The sequence below is a fragment of the Actinomadura physcomitrii genome (genome assembly GCF_008923205.2).
GTDB classification, from domain to species: Bacteria; Actinomycetota; Actinomycetes; order Streptosporangiales; family Streptosporangiaceae; genus Spirillospora; species Spirillospora physcomitrii.
Genome location: NZ_WBMS02000003.1, coordinates 1 through 26,627, shown reverse-complemented (window position 1 = coordinate 26,627; position 26,627 = coordinate 1). Strand labels below are relative to the sequence as shown.

Genomic DNA, 26,627 nt, shown 5'->3' with positions numbered 1-26,627 from the left:
TCGGCGGAGGACGTCCGGCTCATTCTTTTCGGCGACAGCGATACGAAGGGAGAGGGCGATGACTGCGCCGACCATGAGGTTCGACGCGCTTCTGTTGCCGGGGATGGACCGGGCGGTAGGGCACGCGCGGCGCTGGCTGCGCGACGTGCTGGGCCAGGAGCATCCCTGCCTGGACGACGCGGCGCTCTGCATGAGCGAGCTGCTGACGAACGCGCTGCGCTACACCGAGTCGGGGCGGGACGGGCAGATTCGCCTGGAGGTGACCCACTCGGCGCGGGCCGTCCGGATCGAGGTGATCGACGACGGGCGGGCGGCGACCGTCCCGCACGTCGCCGAGGCGGCCGACCTGGACGTCACCGGCCGTGGCTTGCGCATCGTCGCGTCCATCGCGAAGAACTGGGGCATCGCGCCACGCGCCGAGGGCCACGTCGTCTGGTTCGAGCTCTAGGCGGCCGGCCCGGCGCGTGCCATGATCCGGGGACGACCGGGAAGGACGCCCACCGTGCCGGACGAAGCATTGCAGCACGTCATCGACGGGTTGCTCCCGACGTTCGGACGGCGCGCCGGATGGACCGGCCCGCCGTCCGCCGGTGCGTACGAACGGGTGGAGGCCGCACGGCTGCGGCTCGGCGAGGCGATGGCCGACCAGCCTGCGCGCACCGCCGAGTACGCCGACGAGATATTCGAGGCCGTTCTCCTGGACCGCGGTACGACGGGTCAGCTGGTTCATCCGCTGATCGACGCGATCGGGCGGCGGCCGGTGCTGCGGCGGCTCACCCGGGCGGTCGAGAAGGGGCCGTGGAGACAGAGCGCGAACGCGGGTTCGGCCGCCTACTGGGTGCGCTGCTGGCCTCCGCTTCCGAAGTCCGTCCCGTCAGGAGTGCGGACGAGGGAAGACCTCGCCGCGTACGTCCGGGAGCGGGAAGCGCGCAGAGCACGGTCGGAGAACCGGGTGGACGACCTTTGGCCGCCGTTCTGGCGTGCCTGCATGACGGTGTTCGTCGCCTGTGACGATGACGATGTCCGGCGGGTCCTGGAGACGACCTTTCCCCTCGCTCCGGAATGCCATCCGCCTGAGGCGGCCGGGCTCGTGGCGGCCGTCCGGGCGATCGTCGACGCGTCGCCGGAGAAGTACCCGCGGCTCCGCGACGGGACGACGGGTTACGGGCACGCGATCTGAGCCGGCGAGCGCAGCGGGATCAACGGCGGACGGCCTCGGCGAGCCGGTTCGCCGTGACCGTCTTCACCGCCGGCCATTCGGCGGCGATCACCGAGAACATCGCGGTGTCGCGCAAGTCGCCTTCCTCGCCGGGCACCCACGACTCCGAGTAACTGCGCAGGACGCCCTCGAAATGCGCGCCGAGCCGCTCGATCGCCCGCCGCGAACGCTCGTTCCGCGCGTCCGTCTTGAGCTCCACGCGCGCCACGCCCAGCGTCTCGAACGCGTAGCCGAACAGAAGCCGCTTCGCCTCGACGTTGATGCCGGTGCCCTGCGCGGACGCCGCAAGCCACGTCCAGCCGATCTCGACCGCGCACAGCCGGTCCCGGCCGGGCCACGGCCGCGGATGCAGCAGCGCGGTATGCCCGACGGCCTTCCCGTCCACCACCCTGACCTGCGCGAACGGCATGAGCTCAGGACGGTCGAGCTTGCCGGAGACGTACGCCTCCATGCCGGCCGCGGAGGGCACCGGCGTGAACCCGTAGGACGACCTGTCCTCCTCCGCGGCCTCCGCCAGCCCCGGCACATGCCCCATCGACAGCGGCTCCAGCCGTACCAGCGTCCCGCCCAGCACCGGCGCAGGCCCGGGAAGCCCGTTCACCTCGCGACGGTCTCCGCGAGCCGGTTCGTCATGGCCGCCTTCACCGACGGCCACTCCGACTCGACCACCGAGAACATCGCCGAGTCTCGCAAGGTGCCCTCCTCACCCGGCGCCCACGACGGCGACCAGTTCCGCAGGACGCCCTCGAAGTGCACGCCGAGCCGCTCGATCGCCCGCCGCGACCGCTCGTTCCGCGCGTCCGTTTTGAGGTCCACGCGCACAACGCCCAGGGTTTCGAACGCGTAGGTGAACAGGAGCCGCTTCGCCTCGACGTTGATGCCGGCGCCCTGCGCGGACGCCGCCAGCCACGTCCAGCCGATCTCGATCGCGCACAGCCGGTCCGTGCCGGGCCACGTCCGCGGATCCCACAGCCCCGTATGCCCGACCGCTTTCCCGTCCGCCACTCTGACCTGCGCGAACGGCGTCAGCCCGGGCCGTGCGAGCTGCCCGGCGACATACGCTTCCATGTCCGCCGCCCCGGGCACGAGCGTGAACCCGTAAGACGACCGGTTCTCCTCCGCGGCCTCCGCCAGCTCCGGCACATGCTCCAACGTGAGCGGCTCCAGCCGGACCAGCGACCCGGCCAGCACGGGAACATCAAGGCGCACGCCCATGAACTCTCCTCATCGCTCCTGGCATTGGCACCTTGCCGCGAAGGCAGGTTGCCGGACCATCCCAGGGCCAGGTCCCTCAGATCCTCTAGATGATCAATACGCCCCGCATCCTGCCCCGGACCGCCACCCCCCGTCAACACGTTTCGGGCGGAGCCCGCCGGTGCCGAGCGGGCTCGCCGCCGCCAACGCAGGCCCCCGAGTGGCCGGGTCGCCGTCCGCCGAATGACCGTCTCACAGTGGGCCATCCGAAGCGATCGAGATTCTCACTTTAATGTGTGTGCTCGAAAATATCCTACTGGTCACTTATTGGCGGCAGGCGGTATCGGCTCCGCCGGATCCCCCCAGATTCACCGCCCTCCCGGAGGCGACCGAGCAAAGTGTTGCTTTACCCCGAACTGTCCGGTTTTCCCGGGTTAGGGACCATGTCGGGAATGTTGCTGCAAACACCCCCAGAGTCGACGGTTTGCTCGCTACCCTCGGTCTCGAACCCGCGATCCGCGGGCCGCTGGGAGAAAGGACCCCCGCATGCCCGGACGGGCGGACGACGACGCGACCGGCTCGGCCTTCGATGCACGGGCGAACGCGTGGCGCAAGAGCGGCAGATGCCAGGAGACCTGCTGCGTGGAGGTCGCTCGTCATCCTGACGGCATCGCCGTACGAGACTCGAAACAAGGAAATGCGAGCCCCGTCCTCGTCATCTCCCGTGCGGCTTTCCGGGCATTGCGGAGGCTCCCGGACCAGACCGATCCTCGACGCTGATCACGCGTCCGCGCAGCTCCCCGGGCCGGATCCTCCCCAGTGCTCCGCGGCCCGGGATATCCGGAGCAGCGATTCGTCCGCGGAAAGGCAGACCGACCTGAGCGACTCCCAGCAGAGCCGGTACATGTGCGTGACGTCGTCGCGCTGAAGAACCGCCGTGGTCGAGAGACTCTCCAAGTAGACGACGTCCGGAAAGGTCACATCGTACGCGGGGGCGAAATCCAGAAGCGTGAAGTCGTCCGCGAAGATCGGCTCTCTTTCCACGCCCAGCGGAAGAACGTGGACGCGTACGTTCGGCAGAGCGGCCGCTTCGAGGAGAGCGAGCATCTGCGCTCGCATGACGTCCCGGCCTCCGATGGCCCGGAGGAGCACCGACTCGTCGACCACGGCCGAAAGGCTCAATGAATCGTCGCGGCGCAACACTTCTTGACGGCGCATGCGCAGGTCCAGGCGGCGCTCGATCTGACGCGGCGTGGAAACGGCGATGGCCCGCCCACTGCTCAGAATCCGGTGCGCGTAATCCCGGCTCTGCAAAAGCCCTGGCACCGCGTACGTCTGGAAGGTGAACGCGGTACGCGCCTCGTCCTCCAGCGCGACGAAGGTGCCGAACTCGCCGGCCATGACGTCCCGATACTCAGCCCACCAGCCCTGTTCCGTCGCGGCCCGCGCGAGGGCCAGCATCTCTCCCTTGTGCCCCTCCCCCACCCGGTAAAGCTCCAGCAGCAGGCGTACATCGGAGACGCGGACGCCGATCCGCGCGTTCTCGATGCGGCTCAGTTTCGAAGGGGACCAGTCCAGCCGGGCCGCGGTCTCCTCGACCGTGCCGCCGAAGCGTTCGCGGAGCCTCCGCAACTCGATGCCGAGGCGACGACGGCGGACGGTCGGGGCTGCAGCCACCCTGCCTCCCGGCGCATCGGTTCGGCCTTCCGGCCCGGGCCGATCTGCACGTTGCAGGGCAACGATAACCGCGCGCTCCCCGGATCACCAGACCTCGCGGAAAAGCGGTTCCCCACCTTTGACATCATCCTGTCTCACCGGATGTCGTCAACCTGGCCAGATGGATACAGAGACCATCCACCGGCCATGCATGTCGCCGTGCACCTTGCACGGCTCCGAGAACCGGTTGCAGACTATTGCCGGAGGATCTAACAGCAGAGCGAAATTGGGGGCGCTCAGGTGAGCGGCAACCCGGTGCACAGAAGCATTCTGGCCGTCGATCTGGAGAACTCGACGGGGGTGCTCCGCACGAACCCGATCAAGGAGGAACTGCGGAGCCAGATCTACGGCCAGGTGAAGCGGGCCATGGCGTCCGCGGGCATCGACGAGCGGTGGTGCGATCCGTTCGAAGACCGCGGAGACGGCGTCCTCGCCCTGTTCCATCCGGTCGACGAGCTGCCGAAGACCCGGCTGCTCTCCCGTCTCGTCCCGACCCTCGCCCGGCAGCTGGCCGACTACAACGAGTCGATTTCGACGGCGGAACGGCCGAGCAGGTGCATGCGCCTTCGAGCCGTCGTGCACGCGGGCGAGATCCACCGGGACGAGAACGGACCGTTTGGCGAGGCCATCGACCTGGCCTGCCGTTTACTGGACGCCCCGAGACTGAAGAAATGTCTGCGGGCGACCAGCTCACCGCTCGTTCTCGCGGTCTCCGAGGACATCTACTGGGGAATCGTCAAGCATGGATACGACGGGATATGTCCTGCGGCGTACCGCCCTGACCTGAGGGTTTCGGTCGCCTCGCGACGGCGCCAGGGATTCGTCCATATACCGCAAGAGGCTCCGAAAACGCACGAGGACCGGACAATGGCGGTCGCGTGAGACGGCGTTCTCGCCATAATGGCTCATCCGGGTGAAGCGGAGGTGCCATGTCCGTCGAGGTTGCCGCTTTGCGGGTGGGGGCATCGGTGGCGCGGCTGGCCGTCGGGCGATGGCTCGCCGGACGCTCCACCCGGGACGCCGCCGGCAAGGACCTCACCGAACTGATCAGGACGGGTTTCCCCGACGAGCTCAAGCGGCGGCGCGTCCAGCGGCAGTTCGAGGGCATCGCCGATTCCGTCGCCGAACGGCTCCTGACGTTCGCGGGCAACGAGTTCGGCGGGCTCACCGACGGCGACCGCGACGCCGCGCTCTTCGAGGTCGTCCGCACGCTCGACAACGCCGACCTCTCCGACGACGCCTTCTTCGCGGCGGACGCCGACCCGGTCAAGCTCGCACGGAACCTGCGGTCACGGCTCCCGGCGCGCCGGGCGGAATTCGAACTGGGCGAGGCGGGCGCGCACCTCTACGAGGTCGTGCTCGACGAGTGCTGCGACTGCCTGGCGCGCATCGTCGTTCATCTACCGGAGTTCGGGCCGCGCGCGTCCGCCGAGATGCTCGGCCGGCTCAGCGGGCTCGCCGACCAGGTCGCGGCCGTCCTGACCCGGCTTCCGGCGCGGACGCTCACCGCCCCCGAGGGCGAGGCCGACGACGCGGAATTCACTCGCCGGTACCTCGCGTCCATCAGCGAGTCCCTCGACACGCTGGAACTCTTCGGCATCCGATTCGAACGGTTCACACGCCCGCAGACGACGTTGAGCGTCGCCTACATCAGCCTGAACGTGTCCGATGAGAGCGCGCGCAACCGATCTCGGGCACCGCATGCCGTCCCGCTGAGCGAATGGCGCGACCAGGTGCGGACGGGAGCCGTCCGCGTCGAGGCCGCCTTGGGCGAGCACCGGCTGATGCTGCTGCGCGGCGAGGCGGGCGGCGGCAAGAGCACTCTGCTGCGCTGGATCGCGATCACGGCGGCGCGCGGATCCTTCGCCGGGCCGCTCAGCGACTGGAACGGCTCCGTGCCGTTCCTCATCAAGCTGCGCAGCCATGCGGGCGGCGCGCTGCCGCGTCCGGAAGAGTTCCTCGACGACGTTGCCGGCAACCTCGCCGGGATCATGCCGCGCGGCTGGGTGCACCGGCGGCTGTTGTCCGGACGGGCGCTGCTCCTCGTGGACGGGGTCGACGAGGTGACGAGCGGCCAGCGGCAGACCGTCCGGCAATGGCTGCAAGGACTCGTCACCGAGTTCCCCGGCATTCGCGTCATCGTGACCTCCCGCCCGGCCGCCGCCGCTTCCGACTGGCTCCGTGCCGAGGGGTTCGCGACCGCCTTTCTGGAACAGCTCAATCCGGCGGATGTGCGGACGCTCGTCCAGCACTGGCACAACGCCGTCCGCGACTGCCCCGACATCCCGTGCACGCCGGAGCGGCTGCCCGCGTACGAGGCCCGGCTGCTGGCACGGTTCGAGGCCGCCCCGCATCTGCGGACCCTCGCGTCCAGCCCCCTGCTCGCCGCGATGCTCTGCGCGCTCAACCTCGACCGCGAGGCGCTCCCCCGCAACCGCATGGGCCTCTACACGGCCGCCCTCGACATGCTGTTAGAGACACGGGACACCAAACGCGGCATCCCGAGCGTGCTCGAACGCGACCAGAAGATCCGGATTCTGCAGGACATCGCCTGGCAGCTCTCGACCAGCGCCCGCGTCGAACTCCCCAAGACGATGGTCGAACGCCTCGTCGCCGACCGGCTCTCCTCGATGCCGCAAGTCCGCGTCCCGGCTGAGACGGTACTGGACGAACTGCTCCAGCGCAGCGGCGTTCTCCGTGAACCGGTGCCCGGACGCATCGACTTCGTGCACCGGACCGTCCAGGAGTACCTCGCCGCCAAGCAGGCCGCCGACCTCGGCGACATGGATCTCCTCATCCAGAACGCCCACCGCGACACCTGGCGCGAAACCGTCATCATGGCCGCCGGCCACGCCAACGAACCCCTCCGTGAGGAACTCCTCACTGGCATCCTGAGCCGAGCCCGCACGGAGAAGCGTCGCGCCCGCACGCTCAAACTGGTGGCCGTCGCCTGCCTGGAGACGCTCCCGTCCGTCCCCGACGACCTGCGCGAAGACCTCGATCGTTGCCTTGACGACCTGATCCCGCCGCGCGACGAAGCCTCCGCCCGCTCCCTCGCCACCGCCGGCGACCCCGTCCTACGCCGCTTTCCCAGAAACCTGGACGGCCTCACGGAGGCGGTCGCAAAGGCCACGGTCCACGCTACCGGTTTGATCAACGGGCCGGAAGCTCTGGACGTGCTCGCGCGATACGCCTCCGACATGCGGTGGGAAGTGCAGGAACAGGTGGCGAGGGCATGGGAGTACTTCGATACCGAGGAGTTCGCCGACCGCGTCCTACGGAAATTCCCCGACGCTGGGCGACTCATCGTGGCGCGCCCCCAGCAGTTGGACGCCGTAGCCAAGGCACCCCCGCTGGCGGACCTCGCGATCGACGCCGCTCCCGTTCTCCAGTCGCTCTATCTGAACCGATGCGACTGGGTGACAGGCCTCCGGGCGGTCGCGCGACTTCCCCTCAGGTACTTGTCTCTCGATGGCTGCCGTCATGCAGGAGACTTCGATGCGATCGCATCGCTGACCAGGCTCACGTACCTGAGCTTGGACGGAACCAGCATCAGCGATCTCGAGCCAGTGCGGAATCTTCCCCTGGTCACCACGCTCCGGCTTCGGAGATGCAACCTTCTGACCGATCTTCGACCGCTCGCGTCGCTGGCCAGCCTTCGAGTCCTTCACCTCGCACATGCCGCGCCGGGGCTGGATCTGTCGCCGCTGGCCGCCAATCGGAGGCTGACCGTCCACATCGCCGCAGGGCAGGAGGTGCGGGGTGCCGAGGCGTTGGGGCGGCGGCTGAAGGTCTCCTGAGGGACAGGCCGTCAGCCTGAGCCGAGCGGGGGCGGGGCGGTTACGGAAAGTTGTGGGGAAATTTCGGCGTACGGGCGATGAGTTCTTCGTGGTGTGCCGGTCTGCCTGTGCGTCCGCTTCGGAGCGCCGCGGGAAGGGGGAGACCTCGATGTCGGATGCGTCACACTGTGTTGACCTCGAGCGCGGTCGAGGTCGGACGGTGGAGGCCGGGGAGCAGCACAGACCCCGGCCGGACCGCTAGACCCTCTTGGAATAGTTCCGAAGGCCGCGAAGTTTACTTGTTGGCGAAAGTGTCAGTCTCTGCAGTATTTTGCTGCGGTATCCCCGAGAACGTTCCCACGGTCCCTGCGTGCCCGCGTGCACGGGCCCCGACGATTGGAAGAGAGTTGACCGCTCCCGCGTCTTCGCAGACGGCGGACGGCCCGCTGGAGGACTCGCCTCCAGGAGGCGGGCTGGACCGCGGCGTCCTCGCGGTGGCCATGTGCGTCGTCCTCGGCGCCATCATGTCCATCCTGGACGTCACGGTCGTCAACGTCGCGATCAATGACCTGACCAAGGAGTTCGACGCCCCGCTGGCGACCATCCAGTGGGTCGCGACCGGATACACCCTCGCGCTGGCCACGGTGATCCCGATCACCGGCTGGGCGGCGGCGCGGTTCGGCACCAAGCGGCTCTACATGATCTCGATCGGGCTGTTCGTGATCGGCTCGATGCTGGCCGGGCTGGCCTGGTCGGCGACCTCGCTGATCGTGTTCCGGGTGCTGCAGGGCCTCGGCGGCGGCATGATCATGCCCGCCGGCATGACGATCCTGACGCAGGCCGCCGGCCCGAAGCGGGTCGGCCAGGTGATGAGCGTCGTCGGCATCCCGATGCTGCTCGGCCCGATCCTCGGCCCGATCCTCGGCGGCTGGCTGGTCGACGACGTGTCGTGGCGGTGGATCTTCTTCATCAACCTGCCGATCGGCATCGTCGCGCTGGCCCTGTCTGCGCGGATCCTGAAGAAGGACCAGCCGCAGCGGACCGAGCGCCTCGACGTGCTGGGCCTCATCCTGCTGTCGCCCGGCCTCGCCTCCCTGATCTACGGCCTGGCCAAGGGCGCCGAGCTGAAGGACTTCACCAAGCCGGACGGGCTCATCCCGACGGTGATCGGCGCCGTCCTGGTCATCGCGTTCGTGTTCCGGGCGCTGAACGCCAAGAGCCCGCTGATCGACCTGCGGCTGCTCAAGCGCCGCTCGGTGGTCGCCGCGTCCGGCACGATGGTGCTGTTCATGGCGGCGTTCATGGGCGCGATGCTGCTGCTGCCGCTGTACTACCAGACGGTGCGCGGGCAGGGCGCGCTGCACTCCGGCCTGCTGCTGGCCCCGCAGGGCCTCGGCGCGATGGTCACGATGCCGGTCGGCGGCAAGCTGACCGACCGGATCGGGCCCGGCCGGGTGGTCCTGGTCGGCATGGTCGTGGTGGTGCTGTCGGTGGCGGGCTTCGCCGCGATCCTGGAGGCCGACACGTCCTTCTGGGCGCTCGGCGGGGTGCTGTTCGTGATGGGTCTCGGCATGGGTCTGACGATGATGCCGACCATGGCGGCGGCCATCCAGACCCTCGAGCACGACGAGGTGCCGCGCGCCAGCACGATGCTGAACATCATCCAGCAGGTGTCGACGTCGCTCGGCACCGCGCTGATCTCGGTGCTGCTGGCCAACAAGCTGGCGTCCAACCTCAAGCCGTTCGGCGGGGGCGGCCAGACGAAGCCCGGGCAGAAGATCCCGGAGGCCGCCATGGACAAGATCGCCGGGCCGATGGCGGACGCGTTCCAGCACACCTACTGGTACGCGGTGGCGCTGCTGGCGCTGGCGTTCATCCCGGCACTGCTCCTGCCGCGCAAGCGGCCGGACGCCACCGCGGCTGCGGAGAAGGCCGAAGTGCCGATCGCGATGCACTAGGGCGTCCCTGACGTCCGCGAAGCCCCGGTTCGGGAACCTGTTCCCGGATCGGGGCTTTCTGCCGTTCCCGGGCCGCTCAGCGCCGTCTGTGGACTGTTCCAACGGCGCGGTCAGGCGGTCGTGGCGCTCTGGTCCTTCCAGTACTCGTCGCGGAGCAGGCGCTTGTAGAGCTTGCCGGTGGGGTGGCGCGGCAGCTCGGCCCGGAAGTCGACGGAGCGCGGGCACTTGTAGTGGGCGAGGTGGCCGCGGCAGTAGGCGATCAGCTCGGCCTCCAGCTCCGGGCCCGCGTCGGCCATGGACGCCGGCTGGACGACGGCCTTGACCGCCTCCCCCATCTCGGCGTCGGGCACGCCGAACACCGCGACGTCGGCGACCTTCGGGTGCACCGCGAGGACGTTCTCGGCCTCCTGCGGGTAGATGTTCACCCCGCCGCTGATGATCATGTAGGAGCGGCGGTCGGTGAGGTAGAGGAAGCCGTCCTCGTCGACGTGGCCGACGTCGCCGAGGGTGGTCCAGCCGTGTCCCCAGGGGTCGCGGGACGCGGCGGTCTTGGCCTCGTCGCCGTGGTACTCGAACTCCGGCCCGCCGCCGAAGTAGAGCGTGCCGGGCGTGCCCGGCGGCTGCTCGGCGCCGTCCTCGTCCAGGACGTGGACCTCGCCGAGGATGGGGCGCCCGACGGTGCCCTTGTGCGCCAGCCAGTCCTCGGAGTCGGTGTAGACGAAGCAGTTGCCCTCGGTGCCCGCGTAGTACTCGTGCAGGATCGGGCCCCACCAGTCGATCATCCGCTCCTTGACCGGGACGGGGCAGGGCGCGGCGGCGTGCACGGCGCACACGAGGCTCGACAGGTCGTACTTCGCGCGGACCTCGTCCGGGAGCTTCAGCATCCGGATGAACATGGTCGGCACCCACTGGCTGTGCGTGACGCGGTACTTCTCGATCGCGGCGAGGGCCTGCTCGGCGTCGAACTTCTCCATCACCACGACGGTGGCGCCGCACCGCTGGAAGACCAGCGAGTAGCGCAGCGGGGCGGCGTGGTACAGCGGCGCCGGGGACAGGTAGACCGAGTCCTCGCCGGCGCCGAACAGCCCGGTGATGAGCATGTGGAGCGGGCCGGCGGTGCCCATGGGCGCCCGGGTCAGCGGCGGTTTCACGCCCTTGGGGCGGCCGGTCGTGCCCGAGGAGTAGAGCATGTCCGAGCCTTCGCACTCGTGCTCGATCGGCTCGGCGGGGTGCGCGGCGACGCGTTCCTCGTAGGAGTCGTAGCCCGGAGCCGTGCCGCCGAGCATGAGGCGCAGCGGCACGTCCGGCGGGTCCTGCGCGGCGGCCTCCATGGCCGCGCTGGTGATGAAGGCCTTGGCCTCGCAGTTGCCGACGATGTAGGCGAGCTCCTCAGGCTGGAGCCGGGAGCTGATGGCGGTGTAGTAGAGCCCGGACCGCTGGGCGGCCCAGGCGATGGCCAGGTAGAGCGGGTGGTTCTCCAGCATGAAGGCGATGTGGTCGCCCGGCCGGAGCCCCTCCGCGTGGAGCAGTCGCGCGAGCCGGTTGGACGCGTCGTTCAGTTCCCGGAAGGTGAGGACCCGGCCGGAGCCCGCCATGATCACGGCGGGCTTGTCGGGCGTCTGTGCGGCTACCTGCCCCAGGTGCATGGCCGCACGCTACCGGGCCGGACGGGAGAATGGAATCCCGTTCGGTATTGGACGGTCAGACCAGCATGTGGTCGAAGTCGCCGTCCTTGGCCCCTCCCACGAACGCCTCCACCTCCTCGCGCGTGTAGACGAGCACGGCCCCCTCCGGGTCCCGGGAGTTGCGCACGGCGATCTCCCCGTTCGGGAGTTCGGCCATCTCGACGCAGTTCCCGCTGGGATTGCTGCGCCGGCTCTTCTGCCAGACCAGCCCGTCGCGCCACTCCGGCATCTGGTGGCCGTTCATCGTTAGTGCCCCCTCAGGCGTCTCAGCCTCCCCCGACGGGAAGGCCGCGATCTCGCCCCACCCCACACCATGGTACGAGATGCACGTGCATTCGTTCTTGCATTCGTTCATGCAGACGGTCTTGCATCTGCACGACTTGGGGAGCAAGATAGCGAACGCTCGCCGGTACCGACCCAGCACGCCTTCGAGGTTCGAGAAATGACCGTTGACCAGGCAGACGACATCGCGGCCCGCGCCGCCGTGGGCGGCCGCGGACCGCGGCACGCCGTGCACGCGCCCTGGCAGGACGCCCCGCAGGCGCCCGCGCGCCCGAACGCTCCCGCGAGCGCCCCGGCGACCGCGCCCGGGTTGGCCGGACTGTGGCCGGCCGCCCACGCGGGCACCCCGCGCACCGCCCGCCGCGTCCTGCCCGCCGAGATCACCGCGCCCCGCACGGCGCGCGAGTTCACCCAGGCCACGCTGCGCGAGTGGGGAGTCGGCGAGGGCGCCGAGGACGTCATGGTCGCCGTCTCCGAACTGGTGACCAACGCGCTGCGGCACGGCCTGGAGGGGCTGCCCCATCCGCTGCCGCTGTGCCCGATCCAGGTCGTCCTCGTGGGGCACCCGCGGCGGCTCGTCGTCACGGTGACCGACCCGGGGGCGCGCGCGCCCGAGGCGCTGCCCAACGACCCCGACCGCTTCATCGAGGGCGGCCGGGGGCTGCTCGTCGTGGGCGGCGTCAGCGACGCGTGGGGCTGGGCCCGGCTGTCCACCGGCGGGAAGGCCGTGTGGGCCTCCTTCGACCTGCGGGTCAGCCCTCCGCGACGCTGACCGGCGACGGCACCGACCGGACCGGGCGCTCCAGCTCGCTGAGGAAGTCCTGCGCCCAGCGGTCCACGTCGTGCTCGATGACGCGGCGGCGCATCGAGCGCATCCGCCGGGCCTGCTCGCCGGGCTCGGCGTTGAGCGCGGCCAGCAGCGTGCCCTTCAGCCCGTCGATGTCGTAGGGGTTGACCTGGAAGGCGCCCCGCTTCAGCTCGGCGGCGGCGCCGGCGAACTCGCTGAGCACCAGCGCGCCGCGCAGGTCGCGGCGGCAGGCCACGTACTCCTTGGCCACCAGGTTCATCCCGTCGCGCAGCGGTGTGACGACCATCACGTCCGCCGCCAGATACAGCGCGGTCAGCTCGGAACGGTCATACGAGCTGTGCAGATAGTGGACGACCGGAAACCCGATCTCGCCGTACTCGCCGTTGATCCGGCCGACCTGCTGCTCGATCTCCTCGCGCAGCAGCTGGTACTGCTCCACCCGCTCCCGGCTCGGCGTCGCGATCTGCACGAACACCGCCTGGCCCGGCTTGAGGTGGCCGTCGCCGAACAGCTCGCCGAACGCCTGCAGCCGCTGGGTGATGCCCTTGGTGTAGTCGAGCCGGTCGACGCCGAGCAGCACCGTCGCGTCCCCGAGGTCGCCGCGGATCTCCTGCGCGCGCTCGATCACCTCGGGCCGCCCGACCAGGTCGTTCAGCTCGCCGACGTCCACCGAGATGGGGAACGCGCGGGCCCGCACGACCCGGTCGTCCCAGAACACGTCCTGCTTGGCGTAGCGGGTGTCGAGCAGCCGCCGGCACAGCCGGACGAAGTTCGCCGCCGCGCCGGGCAGCTGGAAGCCGACCAGATCCGCGCCGAGCAGGCCCTCGAGGATCTGCCGCCGCCACGGCAGCTGCCAGAACAGCTCGACCGGCGGGAACGGGATGTGCAGGAAGAAGCCGATGCGCAGGTCGGGGCGGAGCGCGCGCAGCATCGCCGGGACGAGCTGGAGCTGGTAGTCTTGCACCCAGACGATCGCGCCGTCGGCCGCGACCTTCGCCGCCGCCTCCGCGAACCGCCGGTTCACCCGCACATAGGCGTCCCACATGGTGCGGTCGTAGACGGGCGGGGCGACGACGTCGTGATAAAGCGGCCACAGCGTGGCATTGGAGAACCCCTCGTAATAGAGCGCGACCTCCTCCGCGGACTGCGCGATGGGATGCAGCGACATCCCGTCCTCTTCGAAGGGCTCCAGCTCCTCGCCGGGCGCGCCCGTCCAGCCGATCCACGTGCCGTTCCTGCGCCGCATCACCGGGGCGATGGCGCTGACGAGCCCGCCCGGGCTGCGCCGCCACGCCGGAACCCCGTCCGCCCCGACGCTCCGGTCCACCGGAAGCCGATTGGCCACCACAACGAACTCACTACCGCGCGACACCAGCGACCCGCCTCTCCAGGAACTCTCGGCCATCACCATGCCCAGAAACGGTCATCGGGAACATTGTGTCACTTCGACGTAAAGACCCGGTGACAGCAAAGCGGGATGTCAGGAAGGCGGGGCGCCCTGGGCCCGGGTTTTGGACCGGACCATATCCCTTTCCAGCCTGGTGACGGTTGTTTACCGGAATGTCACCTTCCCTCCGAATCGCACAGCAAAAGTTGCGTAGATCACATTTTGGGGACAGTGGCCGCGGCGCGCAGGCTCAGATGACCGCCCGGCGGCTGCGGAACCGTCTGGTAGCGGCCTTCCGGAGCGCTTTCCAGCGCCGCGAGCTGCGCCGCCACGATGCGCATGGCGTTCCCCTGGGCGCGCGCGGGGTCGGGGTCGCGTCCGTAGGCGCCGATGCCGGTCGGCTCGTGGAGCACTCGCAGCATCGTCGTTTCGGGCAGGACGGTGACGTGCGCGGTGGCGGCGCCACCAGGAGTGCGCACCGTTCGAAGCCCGCCGCCGTCCTTCAGCACGGACCAGGGGCCGGGCCCCTGCTCCCCCGCCGCGATGCCCAGCGTCGCCCAGTCCGGTGGCGGGTCGTTGTAGAGGTGCTCGACGCGCCAGCCCCTCGCGCGCGCCTGCTCCCGATAGGTCTCCACGACGGCCTGGACGGGGCGGCGGCGATCGCCCGCCTCCGCTTCGATCAGCACGATCACGTCGTAAGGGTCGAAGGGATCACGGGCGGCGACGGCGGCGCTCAGGTCCGCTCGCAGAGACGCCGCCTCACGTTCGATCCGGTCGACCTCGGCGCGCCAGGCGGGGTCGGCGGCCAGGTCCCAAGCCTCGCGCAGATCGCCCAGAAGCGACCGGAGGCGCATCGCGTCCTCGTGGAGCGGCCGCAGCGCCTTCAGGCATCGGCGCAGCCTGCGCGCGCGCCGGAAGTCCTTGTGGACGCCGGGATCGGCCAGCCGCGCCTCCAGACCGGCGTATTCGGCCGTCAACGCCTCCCACTCGTCCATGGCGCCATCCTGACGCTCCGGAGGTCCGCGCGCATGGAAATTACGCAGAGGGCCCGCCAGAGGACGAATCAGACGCGCGCGCTTCCGGGGAGTTTCGTTCAAACGCAGACCATCTGAAAACCTCGACTCGGATCCAGGTCAACTAGGATCACCGCCATGACGGACGCGGCGGACGCCCTCGGCCCGGCCGAGCTGCGCGCCTGGACGGCCTTCCTGGCCGCCGGCCACCTGCTCGACCACGAGATCGAGCGCCAGCTCAAGCAGGACGGCGGGCTGTCGCACGCCGAGTTCGAGGTGCTGGTGCGGCTGCGCGGGGCGGCCGGCGGCCGGCTGCGCATGTCCGACCTCGCGCGCGAGGTGATGATCTCCAAGAGCCGGCTCACCTACCAGATCACCCGGCTGGAGCAGGCCGGGCTCGTCAAGCGGACCGGCTGCGAGTCCGACCGGCGCTCGGTGTGGGCGGAGCTCACCGAGGACGGCGCCGCGACCCTCGACCGCGTCCGCCCCGGCCACCGCGAGGTCGTCCGGGAGGCCCTCATCGACGTCCTCACCCAGGCGGAGATCGAGCTGCTCGGGGACGCCCTGACGCGCGTCGCCGACCGCCTCCGCGCCCGCTGAGCAGCGCCTCGACCGCAGAAGGGGCACAGTGCCCGAACCCTTGGCGGGGTTCCCTGGGCGGCGGCGGGGCTGGGACGCTCGGTTCCATGCGGGACTTCGGCGGGATCGTGGAGCGCGCACCGGCGCGGGTGGTGCGGCCGGCCGGCGCGGACGAGGTCGCCGAGGCGCTGCGGGAGGCGCGGGCGCGGCGGCTGGAGGCGGTCCCGCGCGGGTGCGGGCACTCGACGTCCGGCCAGTCCCTGACCAGCGGGATATGCCTGGACATGCGGGGCCTCGCGGGCGTCCGGGACGTCTCACCCGGGCACGCGGTCGCCGGCGCCGGGACGACGTGGCGCGAGGTGCTGGCCGCGACGCTCCCGCTCGGCCTGGCCCCGCCCGTGCTGACCGACTTCCTCGACGTGACGGTCGGCGGGACGGTCTCGGCGGCCGGCGTCGGCGGCACCTCCCACCTGCACGGCACGCAGGCCGACAACGTCGTCGCCCTCGACGTCGTGCGGGACGGCCGCGTCCTCGCGTGCTCGCCGAGCGTCCGGCCGGAGCTGTTCGACGCGGTCCGGGGCGGGCTCGGCCGGCACGGGGTGATCACGACCGCGACGCTGCGCCTCGTCCCGGCCCCGGAACGGATACTGACCTGCACGATCCCCTGCCCGGACGCGGCCGCCCTGCTGCGCCTGCAAGGCGGGATCGCGGCCGACGACGTCTCCGGTCAGGCCAAGCCGTCACCGGACGGGTGGCGGTACGAGCTGAAGGCCACCCTGTACGGGGACGGCCCGGTCCCGCCGGGCACCACCGAGACCGAGGAGGCGCCGTTCCTCGCGTTCGCCGACCGCATGCGCCCCGACGTCGAGGAACTGGTCGCGCTCGGCGAGTGGGCGCGGCCGCACCCGTGGGTCATGGTGTTCCTGCCGCGCGACCGCGCCGCCGGCGTCATCGAGGCCACGCTCGAGGAGATGACGCCGCGCGATCTCGGGTTCAGCGGCGTCGTCCTGGTCAAGGCGCTGCGCGTCGGGCACGTGCCGATGCTCGCGGCGCCGCCGGAGCCGGTGCTGTTCAGCGTATTGAAGACCGCCTCCCCCGGCTGCGCGCCCGTCGCGGAGATGCTCGCCGCCGACCGGGTGCTGCTCGACCGGGCCCGCGCCGCGGGCGGCACCGCCTACCGGGTCGGCGCGATCCCGGACGGCCCGTCTACTGCGCCAGGGCGATGACCTCGGCGCCGGGCAGGCCGGCCAGGGCCTTGCCGGGCAGCAGGATCTTGGACTTGCGCAGGCCGCTGCCGATGACGACGCGGGGCGCGGCGGCGACCGCCTCGTCCACCAGGATCGGCCAGCCGGCGGGCAGGCCGACCGGGGTGATGCCGCCGTACTCCATCCCGGTGAGCGAGGTGGCCTGGTCCATCGGCGCGAACGAGACCTTGCGGGCGCCGAGGTGCCTGCGGACGACGCCGTTCACGTCGGCGCGGCCGGTCGCGAGGACCATGCACGCCGCGTACGTCACCTCGCCGCCGCGCTTGGCCGCGACGACGACGCAGTTGGCGCTGACCTCCAGCGGCACGTCGTAGCGTTCGCAGAACGCCGCCGTGTCCGCCAGTTCCGGATCGATCGCGGCGGCCTCGGCGTCCGCGACGCCGCCGATCGCGGCCGCCACCGGGTCCGCCAGCAGGTCCGTCCGCCCGGCGGCGGGTTCCCAGTCGAGCGTGCCGACCATGGTCGTCTCCTCCCGTGTCATCGGCTCTCAGGAGCCGAGGTAGCGCAGCACCGCCAGCACGCGGCGGCTGTAGCCGGCCGCGTGCGACAGGTCCAGCTTGTCGAAGATCGCGTTGACGTGCTTCTCCACCGCGCTCTGCGACACGTGCAGGTGCGCGGCGATCGAGGCGTTCGTGGGCCCTGGGCCATGTGGTCGAGGACGTCGCGCTCGCGCGGGGTCAGCCGCGACAGCGGGTCGGCGTGCGTGCTGTGCGCCAGCAGCCGCCGCACCACCTCCGGGTCGAACGCGGCCCCGCCGGCGCCGACCCGGTCGAGAGCGTCCAGGAACTCCTCGACCTGCGCGACCCGGTCCTTCAGCAGGTAGCCGACGCCGGCGGTGTCCGCGCTGATCAGCTCGGCGGCGTAGCGCTTCTCGACGTACTGCGACAGGACGAGGACGCCGACGGCGGGCCGGCGGCGGCGGATCTCCAGCGCGGCGCGCAGGCCCTCGTCGGTGTGCGTCGGCGGCATCCGGACGTCCACGACGACCACGTCCGGCGGGCCGGCCTCGACCGCGGCGATCAGCGCGTCGCCGTCGCCGACGGCCGCCGCGACCTCGTGGCCCTCCTCGGCGAGCAGCCGCACCAGGCCCTCGCGCAGCAGCGTGGAGTCCTCGGCCAGCATCACCCGCACGGCAGCTCCGCGGTGATCACGGTGGGGCCGCCGGGCGGGCTGTGCACGGCGAACGTCCCGTCCAGCGCGGCGACGCGGCGGGCCAGCCCGGCGAGCCCGCCGCCGGACGGGTCGGCTCCGCCGGTCCCGTCGTCCTCGATGCGCACGCCGATCATTGTCCCGGATCCGGCGACCTCGACGCGTACCCGCCGGGCGCCGGAGTGCTTGGCGGCGTTGGTGACGGCCTCGCAGACCACGAAGTACGCGGCGGTCTCGACGGCGTGCGGTCGCGTACGTCGTCTCGATCATGTCCCCGACGCTAGGAACCGGGCGCCGCCGCCACCATGGAGCGCACCGCCGGGCCGTCCGGTCGCGCGCCGCAGGCGCGCCCCCGCGGAAAACCGCACCCCGTGCCAAAAGTGCGGGCAAAGCCCCGAAAACCCCGCCGGGCACAGCGGAGAGGCCTAATCTTGGGCCATCTCGTTCCGCCCCGACGCGTCCGCCGCGGGGTCCAGTAGAAGGAGCCGCAAACGTGGCCGACGAACTCCCGGAGAGCGCGCCTCCCGGCATCGACACCTCCACGCCGACGTTCGCCCGGGTGTACGACTACTTCCTCGGCGGCAAGGACAACTTCGCCGCCGACCGTGAGGTGGCCGACATGGTGATGGAGCTCGTCCCGGAGGCGCCGGTCGTCGCGCAGGGGAACCGGGTCGCGATCGGGCGGGCGGTGGAGTACCTGGCGGGCGAGATCGGGATCGACCAGTTCGTGGACATCGGGTCGGGGCTCCCGACGTCGTCCAACGTGCACCAGTTCGCCCGGTCGGCGAACCCGGACGCCCGGGTGGTGTACGTGGACAACGACCCGATCGTGCTGGCGCACGGCCGGGCCCTGCTCACCGAGCAGGGCGTCGCCACGTTCATCCAGGGCGACCTGTACGAGCCGGCGAAGATCTTCACAGACCCGGCGCTGACCGGGCTCATCGACCTGGACCGGCCGGTCGGGCTGATCCTCGCCGCGATCATCCACCACGTCCCGGACGAGCGGGACCCGGCCGCGGTCGTCCGGGCGCTGCACCCGTTCCTGCCGGCGGGCAGCCATGTCATGCTCACGCATCTGCACGACTCGGGCGACGACCCGCGGGTCGAGGAGGCCAAGCGGATCCTGCAGTCGGGGCTCGGCGGGTCCTACTTCCGGCACTCCTCGCAGATCGAGGGGTTCATGGAGGGGCTGACGATCCTGGAACCGGGCGTGGCGAACGTGACCGAGTGGCGCCCGAACGGGCCGAAGGGCCCGCTGGAGCACCCGCTGCACAGCCAGATGGTGGCGGTGATGGGACGCAAGGACTGATCATCGGCGCGGCTCCCGGCGTGGCGGCGGGAGAGGCCGGATTCAGCGGAGAGTGAAACCGGCGGCGGCGTCCGCGCGGCCTCGGCGACGCTCGGACGCCCCGGTTCCCGCAGGCCGCACGGGTTCCGGACGGTACCCGAGGCGGGTTTCGGTCCCGTGCCGATCATGGTCCAGGCGAAGATTCTTTTCTGATCGACTTTTCCGTTAAGAGCCTTTCTTGTACCGTTCGCAGGGTTTTGTGAAGTGAATTCATGATCGGACCTTCCCGCCACAAGATCATGTAAGGACGCCGCGATGCCCCTGGCGACTGGCCTGGCAGCGGCCGCGCTCCTCGGCCTGCTGACCCTGCTGGCCACCGCGCGGCGTGCCGAGCGCCGACACCGCCCGCGCGACGAGCACCCCGAGTCGCTGACGGCCGTGCTCGCCCCTGGAGAGGAGGAGTACCTGGCCTGGCTGGCCGACCACCACTGGCCGGGCGACGAGTACCTCGACCTCGAGCACGAGTGGCGGGACGAGCTGGGCCTCCCCGACCCGGCCGAGCACTACGAGTCGCCGCTGTGCCCGCAGTGCGACCGGCGCTGCGAGGACGTCTGGCCGTGCCCGACCTGCGGGCGCCTGCTGCACTCCTCGTGCGGGCACGGGATGCGGCGCCGCTGGGTCGACCGCCCCTACCGGGCGCACGGGATGAACTCCGAGGCCGTCATCGCCGAGTGGATCTGCACCGGATGCCTGTCGGTGGTCGGGCTCGACGTCGACCACGGCGGCGAACCGGACGAGGGTCTTCTGCGCTGAACGTCCCAATATGCCCCAACTTGTCCGGCGCCACACGCGATGAACGGTAAAGAATCCCCCATCGACTTGCATATTTCGGACGAACGGCGGCAGGCTTCCACTATGTCCTTAATCACAGGGACGTCCGTGGAGGAACCCGTGACCGACCAACGCGCCCCGTCCTGCCCGCACCAGCCGCCGTGCCCTCGGCCCGACGCGCTGGACCGGGAGGCCGCAAAGACCGTCGCCGCCCACCCGGAGCAGGGCTGGAGCCTGCTCTGCAACGGCATCGTCGTCTTCGAGGACACCGGCGAGCTGCTGCCCGACGGCCGCGTGATCGCACCGCACCGCCCGACGACCGCCGCCTAGTACTACATAGCTAGATCTGGATGACCTGGAGGCGCAGGCGCTGCGTGAAGTGGTGCCTGCGTGCTGCGGCTTGATGGCCCCGTCCGCTGGTGCTCGGCGAGGACGACACCGTGCGGCGCCTTCCGCAACCGGCGCACGCTGAGCCCGCCGCGCCGGCCGAGGAGCCGGCGCAGCCCGTACCAGTCCCCCGCCGGGCCCGTGCGCAGCAGCGCGTCCGCCAGGAACCGCGGAGACGGCCGGACGCCCAGCCGGTGCGCGAGCCGCTGCAGCGGGAACGCGCCGACGCCGAGCCCCATCCGGCGCGCCAGCGCGTCGATGATCTCCCACTCCTGACGGGCCTCCCCGCGCGGCGCGACGACCGGCTCCGTCCACGCCCCGTACGGGGTGAGGTGGTTCTGCAGGAACGGCAGCCTGCCCCAAGGGCATCGCGATGACCGAGGTGCAGAACGAGATGCTCCCGGTCGGGGCGGATCCGGACGACCTTCCCGTCCTCGACGGTGGCCTCCAGGCCGCAGAGCGGTTCGCAGATCCGGCAGTAAGTGGCCACTGACGCCATGCGTCCGATTGTGCCACCGTCACCTGATCACGTGCCGGTCGTATCCGAGCCCCACCAGCTCCTCGTACGCCGCCCACACCGCCGCCGGAACCGGCATCGGCACCTGGAACCCCAGCTCGGCGTACACCTCCATCCGCTGGAGGTCGCCCACCATCAGCTCGATGAACCGCCGCTCGTCGTCCCCCGCCCCGTACGCCTCGTACCCGAGGTCCGGACACGCGGCGATCCAGGTCACTTCGGGCCACTGCTTGCGCGCCGTGGCGAGCGCCCGCCGGGTCATGTACGGCTTGGCGACCAAAATCCCGCTCCGCAGATCGAGCCGTCCGTCAAGCAACCGTCTCGTCGCGGTGATGTTCTCCCCCGTGTTCGCAGCGGTCTCCTCGAGCAGCAGAGCCGCGTCCGGAACCCCCTCCGCGCGCGCCACACGCGCGAAAACCCGCGCCTCCGTCTCCGTCCACCCCGAAGTGATCTTGCCCCGCCCGCCGGTGACGACCACCACCGGAGCCCATCCCGCACGCCAAAGCCTCGCCGCGTGCGCCGCCACCCGCGTGTCGTGGCACCCCAGCGCGAGTATCGCGTCAGCCTTGGAGAGGGGGCCGGTGAGCACCAGGTGGTCCCAGACGACGCGGGCCAGCTCGCGGGCCCGCGCGTCGACCGCTCCGTGCGACTCCACCGCGCCATTGTCTCCGGCGGCCCGCATGTCGGCTCCCATCCGATAGGTCGTCCAGGTAGCGTTCAACTGTTTTGCTACTTACGTAAGAGTCATGTGGAACTCGACCGCGAAAGGACGGGGTGGTGTCGTGATCACAGTCCTGGTCCTGGTGTCAGTGGCCGCCCTGTTCGGCCTGTGCCTGCTCCGTCCCGCGGCGCCCCCGGCCCCGGACGAGCCGTCCAGAGCCGACCCCGCCACCGCCGAACCCGCGGCGGACGCCGGCCCCGGCCGCGTCCACCCCGAGTCCATGACCGCCGAACTCGACCCGGGCGACGAGGAGTACCTCGCCTTCCTCGCCAACGAGCTCTGGCCCGAGGACGAGTACCTCGAACCCGAGCACACGACCGACGGCGAAGAGGAGTCCGGCGGCAGCGACATGCTCCTCTGACCCCGCCCGCCGGGGGTCAGGGGTGGGGGTTCTCGAAGAGGGCGCTCACGGACTCGCCGTTGTGGATGCGGCGGACGGCCTCGGCGAGGGCCGGCGCGATCGACAGGACCCGGAGCTTGCCGCCGCGCTCGCCGGCCGGGACGGGCACGGTGTTGGTGCAGACGATCTCCAGCACGTCCGGCTCGGCGGACAGCCGCTTCAGGGCACCGGCGGCGAACAGGCCGTGCGTGCAGGCGATGCGGATCGTGCGGGGGCCGAGCTCGCGCAGCCGGTCCAGCAGTTCCAGGACGGTGCTGCCCTTGGCGATCTCGTCGTCCAGCACGATCACGTCCCGGCCCGCGATCTCGCCGATGACCGAGCTGATCTGCACGCGGTCGTCGGAGAAGCGCTGCTTGGCGCCGGCCGCGACCTGGACGCCGAGCAGCCGGGCGAAGGCGGCGGCCTCCTTGGCGTTGCCGAGGTCCGGCGAGACGACGGTGGTGCGCGACAGGTCGTACCGCCGGAAGTGCTCGGCGAGCTCGCGGAGCGCGTGCAGGTGGTCGACCGGGACCGAGAAGAAGCCGTGCACCTGCGGCGAGTGCAGCGTCATGGCGAGGACGCGGGACGCGCCGGACGCCACGAGCAGGTCGGCGACGAGGCGGCCGCCGATCGAGATGCGCGGCGCGTCCTTCTTGTCGGAGCGGGCGTAGGAGTAGTGCGGCATCACGACGGTGATGCGGCTCGCGGACGCGCCGCGCGCCGCGTCGCACATGAGGAGCAGCTCGACCAGGTTCTCCTGGACGGGCGCGACGAGCGGCTGGATGAGGAACACGTCCCGCTCGCGGCAGTTGGCCTGGAGCTGGACCTCCAGGCAGTCGTTGGCGAACCGGGAGACACGGGCCGGGCTCAGCGGCACGCCGAGATGGGCGCAGACCTCGGCGGCGAGCTCGGGGTGGGCGCTCCCGCTGAACACGGCGATCTCGTGCACGAACCGCTCCTCACAGGTGGACTCCGGCGGCTTCGATCATGCTAATCGGCGCGGGCCGCCGGCCCCGGAGCGGCCGGCGTCACGGGGTGAGGGGCGCGCGGCGCGGCCGGATCGTGCGGTGGCTGATCAGCCAGCGGTCGCCGTCGCGGACGAGGGTGTCCTCGTAGGCGGCGCTTCCGCAGCGGCCGTCCGCCAGCACGGCGATCGCCTTGGAGACGGCGTGCGCACGGTCCCCGTCGCCGCCGGTGACGACGACGTTGGTCACGTGGTGGGCGAGCGGGTTGCCGTCGCCGAGGTCCAGGGCGGCCTGCTTCAGCGCGGCGCGGCCCTCGATGCGGTCGAAGCCGAGCGCGGTGACGTCGTGGACGACGTCCTCGGTGAACAGCTCCGCCATGCGGTCGAGTTCGCCGCCGTCGGCGTAGTGGCCGTGCAGCGAGATGGCGTCGGTGATCGCGAGCCGGTCCTCGGTGGTGAGGGGCATGAGGTTCCTTCCGGGGAGATTAAACGGGGAGGTCCCCGTTTATCGGCCGGCGTAGCGGCGCCGGGCCGCCTTGCGAACCCTGGGACACGCCGTGCCGCGCTGGGCTAGCGTTCGTGGGAAACGCCCGACGGTCGTCCGCGCGAAGGAAGGCATGAGCACAGTTGCGGCCGAACAGGCCGGCGGCGGCTTCCACGAGGAGTGGGAGGCCGGGCCCACCGTGGCCAGGATGGTCCTCGGCGCCCAGCTGCGGCGGCTGCGCGAGGCCGGCGGCCACAGCCTGGAGGACGCCGAGGCCGTGCTCCGGCGCCCGCGGGAGTGGATCAGCCGGCTCGAGCTCGGCCGGGCGGTGCTGCGGCTGCGCGAGGTCGCCGACCTGTGCGCCGCCTACGGCGGCGCGGACCGGGACGCGCTCGCGACGCTGCTCGGCCTCGCGCGGCAGGCGAACGCGCCCCGCTGGTGGGCCGCGTATCGGGACGTGGTCCCGCCCTGGTACGAACCGTACCTGGAACTGGAGCAGTCGGCCGGCCTCATCCGCGCCTACGAGGCGCAGGTCGTCCCGGACCTGCTTCAGACCGAGGCTTACACGCGCGCGCTCCTCGAGGACCACCGGCCCGCCGGGGAGGCCGAACGGCTCGCCGCGCTGCGGGCCGTCCGGCGGCGGATCCTGCACAGGCCGTCGCCCGCGCGGCTGTGGGCGGTGATCGAGGAGGCCGCGCTGCGGCGCGGGCGCGGCGGGCGGGCGGTCGCGTTCGCGCAGTTCGAGCACCTGCTGGACGTCTGCGACCTGCCCCACGTCACCCTGCAGGTGCTGCCGCTGGCGGCGGCCGAGGCGCCGCCCGTCGCGGGCGGCTCGTTCACGCTGCTGCGGCCGCCGCAGCCCGAACTGCCCGACGTCGTGTACGTGGAGCGGCTGAACGGGGCGGTGTACCCGTCCGGGCCGGACGCGGTGCCGTACTGGCACACCATCAACCGGCTCGTGCTGACCGCCGCGCCCGCCGCCGCGACGCAGTCGATCCTGTGGCGGATAGTGCGCGACCTGTGATGGCGATACCGGCCACGGCGGGGCCGTCCGGCTGGCAGCATGAAGGCGGACAGGTCAGATCCCTGCCGGCAAAGGCGACCTACATGATCGACGATGCCTCGCGGCCCGCCGGGCCGGACGACTTCATCGGCGCGCTCAACGCGCTCTACGACTCCTGCAACCGCCCGCCGTACCGCAAACTCGCGGAGGTCTCCGAGCACCTCGGCGAGCTGTACGGCCGCCGCGACCTGCCGTCGCTGTCGACGACCGGGATCTTCGACGTGCTCGCCGGGCGGCGCAAGCGGCTTCCCTCCGCCGCCTGGGTGGCGAGCTTCGTGCTGTGCTGCCAGCGGCGCGCCTGGCAGACCGGCGTGCGCTCGGACGATCCGGGCACCGCGTCGCTGCCCGGCTGGCAGGCCCGGCTGCGCGCCGCGCGGTCGGCGGTCCGGGACGACGTCCCCTCGCCCCGGTCCGCGGACCGGGAGGCGCCGGAGCGCGCGCTCGCGCCGCCGGACGGGGAGCCGGCCAGGCCGGTGCGGCTGACGGAGTCGCAGCGGGCGACCGTCGCCGGGTACGGCCCGCACGGCCGGGGCCTGCTCGGCCGCGCCGCGGCCGGGGACGCCGACGCGCTCTACCGGGTCGCGGTGCTGCTCGGCACCGACCCGGCGCGCGGCGGGGAGGCCGTCCCGCTGCTGATCGAGGCCGCGGCGGCCGGCCATCCCGGCGCGCTGGACCTGCTGGACGCCTCGCCGGACGGCCTCGACGCGCGGGAGGCGGCCTGCCACGCCCACCACCTCGGCGACCGGGCGGGCCGGAGCGGGGACAGGGCCGGCGGGGAGGTCGCGCTCGTCTACTACAAGGCCGCCGTGCAGGGCGGACGGCTCGACGCCGCGTTCGCGATCACCGAGATCCTGCGGCACGCGGACGGATCCCCCGGCGGGCGGGGGCCGGGCGGCTAGGGCTTGCGGCCGACGCCGCCGTAGGCGTCCACGGGCTCCGGCTCGGTGCCGACGGTCACCTCGGGCCGCCACTCGTTCACCGGGACGACGCCGGGCTCCAGCAGTTCCAAGCCGTCGAAGAAGCGCCGGATGCGCTCGGGCGTGCGCAGCACGAGGCCGGCGTTGCCGGAGGCGTTCCACACCTCGACGATCCGGTCCGACGCCTCGCCGTGGACGACGTTGGTCCCGTCGTACATGGCGAGGTAGCTGCCGGACGGCGCCGCGTCCAGCAGCCGCCGGACGATCGAGTACGCCTGCTCGTCGTCGGTGATGAACTCCAGGATCCCCATCAGCGTGAACGCGACCGGACGGTCGAAGTCGACGGTCTCGGCGGCCTTCGCCAGGATGCGCTCCGGGTCGCGCAGGTCGGCGTCGATGTAGGCGGTCACGCCCTCGGGGGTGCTGGTGAGCAGCGCCTGCGCGTGCGCGAGGACCAGCGGGTCGTTGTCGACGTAGACGATCCGCGCGCCGGGCGCGGCGCGCTGCGCGACCTCGTGGGTGTTGTCGACGGTGGGCAGGCCCGTCCCGATGTCGATGAACTGGCGGACGCCCGCCTCGGCGGCCAGGTGCCAGACGACCCGGTTGAGGAACAGCCGGGAGGCGCGGGCGAGCCGCGCCACGTCCGGGAGCATCCCGAGGATCTGGTCGCCGACCTCCCGGTCGACGGGATAGTTGTCCTTGCCGCCCAGCCAGTAGTTCCAGATGCGCGCCACGTGCGAGACGCTCGTGTCGATTTCGGGCGCGGGGCCGGTTCCGCTCATGCGCACTCCCTTTGTCCGGGATGGACCACCGGACCCCCATCCTGACGGCACTCCCGCGGCGGCGACAGCCCTTCGCCGTCACCCACCCGCGCCGGCCTCGAAACGCGGAGGGGGAGGCGGGGCGTCGCGGGGCTACTTGAGGAGTTGGCGGGCGATGACCATGCGCTGGATCTGGTTGGTGCCCTCGTAGATCTGGGTGATCTTGGCGTCGCGCATCATCCGCTCCACCGGGAACTCCCGCGTGTACCCGTACCCGCCCA

30 protein-coding genes, 2 pseudogenes and 1 riboswitch are annotated in these 26,627 nt (G+C 71.3%); of the genes and pseudogenes, 15 read left to right on the top strand and 17 right to left on the bottom strand.

From position 1 onward, the window contains the following. The first annotated feature begins 58 nt into the window (after positions 1-58). Together F8568_RS04110 and F8568_RS04105 are read left to right on the top strand one after the other, a co-directional pair. Positions 59-448: an ATP-binding protein gene (locus tag F8568_RS04110; RefSeq protein ID WP_151591533.1), complete on the top strand. Its 390-nt coding sequence runs from the start codon at positions 59-61 to the stop codon at positions 446-448. 54 nt (positions 449-502) lie between these two features. Beyond that, positions 503-1,180 (top strand): hypothetical protein, encoded by a 678-nt coding sequence (locus F8568_RS04105; RefSeq protein ID WP_151591531.1) that lies wholly within the window; start codon positions 503-505, stop codon positions 1,178-1,180. A gap of 19 nt (positions 1,181-1,199) precedes the next feature. Here F8568_RS04105 and F8568_RS04100 read toward each other — a convergent pair whose 3' ends face one another. Both F8568_RS04100 and F8568_RS04095 read right to left on the bottom strand, forming a co-directional pair. Then, complete coding sequence (locus tag F8568_RS04100) at positions 1,200-1,820, bottom strand: GNAT family N-acetyltransferase (RefSeq protein ID WP_202124487.1); 621 nt, start codon at positions 1,818-1,820, stop codon at positions 1,200-1,202. Further along, a complete protein-coding gene (locus F8568_RS04095; RefSeq protein ID WP_151591529.1) occupies positions 1,817-2,434 on the bottom strand; it encodes a GNAT family N-acetyltransferase in 618 nt (205 codons plus the stop codon). The genes F8568_RS04100 and F8568_RS04095 overlap by 4 nt, the downstream gene beginning before the upstream one ends. A gap of 6 nt (positions 2,435-2,440) precedes the next feature. Beyond that, a riboswitch (SAM riboswitch) is annotated at positions 2,441-2,530 on the bottom strand. Positions 2,531-2,959: 429 nt separating this feature from the next. Here F8568_RS04095 and F8568_RS04090 point away from each other — a divergent pair. Then, positions 2,960-3,193 (top strand): DUF397 domain-containing protein, encoded by a 234-nt coding sequence (locus F8568_RS04090; protein WP_151591527.1) that lies wholly within the window; start codon positions 2,960-2,962, stop codon positions 3,191-3,193. Here F8568_RS04090 and F8568_RS04085 read toward each other — a convergent pair whose 3' ends face one another. Then, positions 3,194-4,090: a helix-turn-helix domain-containing protein gene (locus F8568_RS04085; protein WP_151591525.1), complete on the bottom strand. Its 897-nt coding sequence runs from the start codon at positions 4,088-4,090 to the stop codon at positions 3,194-3,196. A gap of 279 nt (positions 4,091-4,369) precedes the next feature. On the opposite strand from F8568_RS04085, the gene F8568_RS04080 reads away from it, so the two are divergent. The 3 genes from F8568_RS04080 to F8568_RS04070 all read left to right on the top strand — a co-directional run bounded on the left by F8568_RS04080 (position 4,370) and on the right by F8568_RS04070 (position 9,866). Continuing rightward, complete coding sequence (locus tag F8568_RS04080; protein ID WP_151591523.1) at positions 4,370-5,011, top strand: hypothetical protein; 642 nt, start codon at positions 4,370-4,372, stop codon at positions 5,009-5,011. Between the two features lie 47 nt (positions 5,012-5,058). Beyond that, on the top strand, positions 5,059-7,929 hold the full coding sequence (locus tag F8568_RS04075; RefSeq protein WP_151591521.1) for an NACHT domain-containing protein: 2,871 nt from the start codon (positions 5,059-5,061) through the stop codon (positions 7,927-7,929). 386 nt (positions 7,930-8,315) lie between these two features. Further along, on the top strand, positions 8,316-9,866 hold the full coding sequence (locus tag F8568_RS04070) for a DHA2 family efflux MFS transporter permease subunit (RefSeq protein WP_236008385.1): 1,551 nt from the start codon (positions 8,316-8,318) through the stop codon (positions 9,864-9,866). 110 nt (positions 9,867-9,976) lie between these two features. Here F8568_RS04070 and F8568_RS04065 read toward each other — a convergent pair whose 3' ends face one another. Together F8568_RS04065 and F8568_RS04060 are read right to left on the bottom strand one after the other, a co-directional pair. Next, positions 9,977-11,512: an acyl-CoA synthetase gene (locus tag F8568_RS04065; protein WP_151591519.1), complete on the bottom strand. Its 1,536-nt coding sequence runs from the start codon at positions 11,510-11,512 to the stop codon at positions 9,977-9,979. Between the two features lie 55 nt (positions 11,513-11,567). Continuing rightward, a complete protein-coding gene (locus F8568_RS04060) occupies positions 11,568-11,795 on the bottom strand; it encodes a DUF397 domain-containing protein (RefSeq protein ID WP_151591517.1) in 228 nt (75 codons plus the stop codon). Between the two features lie 198 nt (positions 11,796-11,993). Between F8568_RS04060 and F8568_RS04055 the strand changes: the two genes are divergently transcribed. Further along, positions 11,994-12,605: an ATP-binding protein gene (locus F8568_RS04055; RefSeq protein ID WP_151591515.1), complete on the top strand. Its 612-nt coding sequence runs from the start codon at positions 11,994-11,996 to the stop codon at positions 12,603-12,605. On the opposite strand, the gene F8568_RS04050 is transcribed toward F8568_RS04055, so the two are convergent. Beyond that, positions 12,586-14,046 (bottom strand): alpha,alpha-trehalose-phosphate synthase (UDP-forming), encoded by a 1,461-nt coding sequence (locus tag F8568_RS04050; RefSeq protein ID WP_407924455.1) that lies wholly within the window; start codon positions 14,044-14,046, stop codon positions 12,586-12,588. The genes F8568_RS04055 and F8568_RS04050 overlap by 20 nt on opposite strands. A gap of 197 nt (positions 14,047-14,243) precedes the next feature. Continuing rightward, positions 14,244-15,023 carry a PCRF domain-containing protein gene (locus F8568_RS04045; protein ID WP_151591513.1) on the bottom strand — a complete coding sequence of 260 codons (780 nt, stop codon included), beginning with the start codon at positions 15,021-15,023 and terminating at the stop codon, positions 14,244-14,246. A 156-nt stretch (positions 15,024-15,179) separates the two neighbouring features. Here F8568_RS04045 and F8568_RS04040 point away from each other — a divergent pair, with 156 nt between their 5' ends. Continuing rightward, on the top strand, positions 15,180-15,641 hold the full coding sequence (locus F8568_RS04040) for a MarR family winged helix-turn-helix transcriptional regulator (RefSeq protein ID WP_151591511.1): 462 nt from the start codon (positions 15,180-15,182) through the stop codon (positions 15,639-15,641). An 86-nt stretch (positions 15,642-15,727) separates the two neighbouring features. Beyond that, on the top strand, positions 15,728-16,846 hold the full coding sequence (locus tag F8568_RS04035) for an FAD-binding protein (RefSeq protein ID WP_151591509.1): 1,119 nt from the start codon (positions 15,728-15,730) through the stop codon (positions 16,844-16,846). On the opposite strand, the gene F8568_RS04030 is transcribed toward F8568_RS04035, so the two are convergent. From F8568_RS04030 to F8568_RS04020, 3 genes and pseudogenes are all read right to left on the bottom strand, one after another. Continuing rightward, positions 16,827-17,345 carry a YbaK/EbsC family protein gene (locus F8568_RS04030; protein ID WP_151591507.1) on the bottom strand — a complete coding sequence of 173 codons (519 nt, stop codon included), beginning with the start codon at positions 17,343-17,345 and terminating at the stop codon, positions 16,827-16,829. The two genes, F8568_RS04035 and F8568_RS04030, sit on opposite strands and share 20 nt — an antisense overlap. A gap of 27 nt (positions 17,346-17,372) precedes the next feature. Further along, a pseudogene (locus F8568_RS04025) lies at positions 17,373-18,016 on the bottom strand (response regulator). Next, positions 18,007-18,252, bottom strand: a complete 246-nt coding sequence (locus F8568_RS04020; RefSeq protein ID WP_407924453.1) for a sensor histidine kinase — start codon at positions 18,250-18,252, stop codon at positions 18,007-18,009. The pseudogene F8568_RS04025 and the gene F8568_RS04020 overlap by 10 nt, the downstream one beginning before the upstream one ends. Positions 18,253-18,527: 275 nt before the next feature. On the opposite strand from F8568_RS04020, the gene F8568_RS04015 reads away from it, so the two are divergent. From F8568_RS04015 to F8568_RS47770, 3 genes are all read left to right on the top strand, one after another. Next, complete coding sequence (locus tag F8568_RS04015) at positions 18,528-19,343, top strand: SAM-dependent methyltransferase (RefSeq protein ID WP_151591505.1); 816 nt, start codon at positions 18,528-18,530, stop codon at positions 19,341-19,343. Positions 19,344-19,637: 294 nt separating this feature from the next. Next, complete coding sequence (locus tag F8568_RS46580) at positions 19,638-20,135, top strand: hypothetical protein (RefSeq protein ID WP_202124485.1); 498 nt, start codon at positions 19,638-19,640, stop codon at positions 20,133-20,135. Between the two features lie 138 nt (positions 20,136-20,273). Then, the gene (locus F8568_RS47770) at positions 20,274-20,483 is read left to right on the top strand and encodes a DUF5999 family protein (protein WP_160573493.1); all 210 of its coding nucleotides are present in this window, start codon (positions 20,274-20,276) and stop codon (positions 20,481-20,483) included. A 2-nt stretch (positions 20,484-20,485) separates the two neighbouring features. Here F8568_RS47770 and F8568_RS47765 read toward each other — a convergent pair whose 3' ends face one another. The 3 genes and pseudogenes from F8568_RS47765 to F8568_RS03990 form a co-directional block, all read right to left on the bottom strand. Further along, entirely contained in the window at positions 20,486-20,779 is a 294-nt protein-coding gene (locus tag F8568_RS47765) for a hypothetical protein (RefSeq protein ID WP_236008383.1), read from the bottom strand. Between the two features lie 200 nt (positions 20,780-20,979). Further along, positions 20,980-21,039, bottom strand: a pseudogene (locus F8568_RS50925) (hypothetical protein); the annotation flags it as partial. Positions 21,040-21,058: 19 nt separating this feature from the next. After that, a complete protein-coding gene (locus tag F8568_RS03990) occupies positions 21,059-21,712 on the bottom strand; it encodes a YdcF family protein (protein WP_202124483.1) in 654 nt (217 codons plus the stop codon). A 127-nt stretch (positions 21,713-21,839) separates the two neighbouring features. Between F8568_RS03990 and F8568_RS03985 the strand changes: the two genes are divergently transcribed. Beyond that, positions 21,840-22,139 carry a hypothetical protein gene (locus F8568_RS03985; RefSeq protein ID WP_151591500.1) on the top strand — a complete coding sequence of 100 codons (300 nt, stop codon included), beginning with the start codon at positions 21,840-21,842 and terminating at the stop codon, positions 22,137-22,139. Between the two features lie 16 nt (positions 22,140-22,155). Here the strand turns inward: F8568_RS03985 and F8568_RS03980 are convergent, their stop codons facing one another. Both F8568_RS03980 and F8568_RS03975 read right to left on the bottom strand, forming a co-directional pair. Continuing rightward, positions 22,156-23,106, bottom strand: coding sequence for a ribose-phosphate diphosphokinase (locus tag F8568_RS03980; RefSeq protein WP_151591498.1), 951 nt, complete (start codon positions 23,104-23,106; stop codon positions 22,156-22,158). Positions 23,107-23,185: 79 nt separating this feature from the next. Next, positions 23,186-23,587 carry a nuclear transport factor 2 family protein gene (locus F8568_RS03975; RefSeq protein WP_151591496.1) on the bottom strand — a complete coding sequence of 134 codons (402 nt, stop codon included), beginning with the start codon at positions 23,585-23,587 and terminating at the stop codon, positions 23,186-23,188. 151 nt (positions 23,588-23,738) lie between these two features. On the opposite strand from F8568_RS03975, the gene F8568_RS03970 reads away from it, so the two are divergent. Beyond that, entirely contained in the window at positions 23,739-24,629 is an 891-nt protein-coding gene (locus F8568_RS03970; RefSeq protein ID WP_151591494.1) for a helix-turn-helix domain-containing protein, read from the top strand. 83 nt (positions 24,630-24,712) lie between these two features. Beyond that, positions 24,713-25,567: a hypothetical protein gene (locus F8568_RS03965; protein WP_151591492.1), complete on the top strand. Its 855-nt coding sequence runs from the start codon at positions 24,713-24,715 to the stop codon at positions 25,565-25,567. On the opposite strand, the gene F8568_RS03960 is transcribed toward F8568_RS03965, so the two are convergent. Both F8568_RS03960 and F8568_RS03955 read right to left on the bottom strand, forming a co-directional pair. Then, the gene (locus tag F8568_RS03960; RefSeq protein WP_151591490.1) at positions 25,564-26,367 is read right to left on the bottom strand and encodes an SAM-dependent methyltransferase; all 804 of its coding nucleotides are present in this window, start codon (positions 26,365-26,367) and stop codon (positions 25,564-25,566) included. The two genes, F8568_RS03965 and F8568_RS03960, sit on opposite strands and share 4 nt — an antisense overlap. Positions 26,368-26,499: 132 nt before the next feature. Further along, positions 26,500-26,627: acyl-CoA dehydrogenase family protein (locus F8568_RS03955; RefSeq protein WP_268896158.1), on the bottom strand; the 128-nt coding region annotated here is incomplete at its 5' end.